The sequence below is a fragment of the Flavobacterium collinsii genome, from assembly GCF_902804485.1.
GTDB lineage: Bacteria > Bacteroidota > Bacteroidia > Flavobacteriales > Flavobacteriaceae > Flavobacterium > Flavobacterium collinsii.
Window position 1 is genome coordinate 1 of the sequence record NZ_CADCST010000135.1, and the last position, 1,513, is coordinate 1,513.

The window sequence follows — 1,513 nt, forward strand, 5'->3', positions numbered from 1 at the left end:
TAAATCTCCCGTCTTATAAATTCTATCGCCCTCTTTAAATGGATTTTCTATAAACTTCTCCCGGGTTAACTCTTCTTTGTTCAAATAACCACGAGCGACACCTGACCCTCCTATACATAACTCTCCAACTACTCCAATTGGTAATAAGTTCATTTTTGAATCCAGTACAAAAATTTTTGTATTACCAAATGGAATACCTAATGGAATAGACTTATCATATTCTTCAAGAAATGAGATTTTTTTAATTAGTTTTCCAATTGTTGTCTCAGTAGGTCCATAATGATTGTAAACTTGACAACTAACATTATTTGAAGCAATCATAGCGACAATATCAATCGTAAGTTGCTCACCACCAAATATTAAACATTTATTAGGCACAAATATTTTTCCATTTTGTTGTAAAGCTTTCCAATGAGAAGGTACAATTTTTAAACAATCTATATTTAAGTTAGCTAACTTATCCGTATTTATAATTTCTTCTTCTGAAAAAACATAAAGAGATCCTCCGGTAAGAAGAGAAGCATAAATAACGGTATTTCCCAAGTCAGCAGCAATAGTAGAAATTAACCCAAAACTACTGCAATCTGATATGTTAGTTGTATCAGTAATTCCGAAGAAATAATCTACTAAGGATTTGTGTTCAATCATTACTCCTTTTGGCATACCAGTTGTTCCTGAAGTATACATTAGATAGGCTAAATTATTACATCTGTTTATTTCTGAAAGATTATTCTTGTCATATGCATAACTATCTTTAATGAATTTATTTATTTCAAATTGATCAATAATAACTTTAGAACAACTATCCTTTATAATGTAATTTACACGATTTTTCGGAGTATTAATATCAATAGGTAGATAAGCTCCTCCTGCCTTCATTATCCCTAGTATTGCAATTATCATCCACTCTGATCTACCCAACCTAACAGCCACTACATCATTTGTACCTATATTATGTAAATCCCTCAGATAATGTCCCAGTTGATTCGACTTCTCGTTTAACTCCCTATAACTTAATGTTTCTCCTTCATAAACCACAGCTATAGCATCAGGAGTCTTCTTCACCTGTTCTTCAAACAAATCAACTATCGTTTTATCTTTTGGATAAGCAACTGTTGTATCATTAAATAAATGCAATAGTTGGTATTCTTCCTCTTTTGTCAACATCGACAAACTGCCTACTGGCTGGTCGATATCAATTACAATGCTAAGTAGTAATTCTTTATAGTGCAAAAGCATACGATCAATGGTAGCCTTATCAAACAAGTCTGCACAATACACAATATCTAATCCAATACCGCTATTAGTTTCAGAAATATTCAATGTCAGATCGAACTTTGAGTTGACTATATCAAACTCATAGTTTGAAATCCCAACATCCTGTAAAACTAGACCTTCAGATCCTTCAGATGTGTTCTGCAATACAAACATCACCTGAAACAATGGACTCATGCTCATATCACGGGTAGTGACCACACGGTCTACTACTTTCTCAAATGGAGCCAATTGATGA

1 protein-coding gene is annotated in these 1,513 nt (G+C 33.0%); it reads right to left on the reverse strand.

Going from position 1 to position 1,513, the window contains the following annotated elements; all coding sequences use genetic code 11:
- Nucleotides 1–1,513 (reverse strand): non-ribosomal peptide synthetase (locus tag FLA105534_RS21155; protein ID WP_173968073.1); only part of this gene is annotated, 1,513 nt, incomplete at both ends.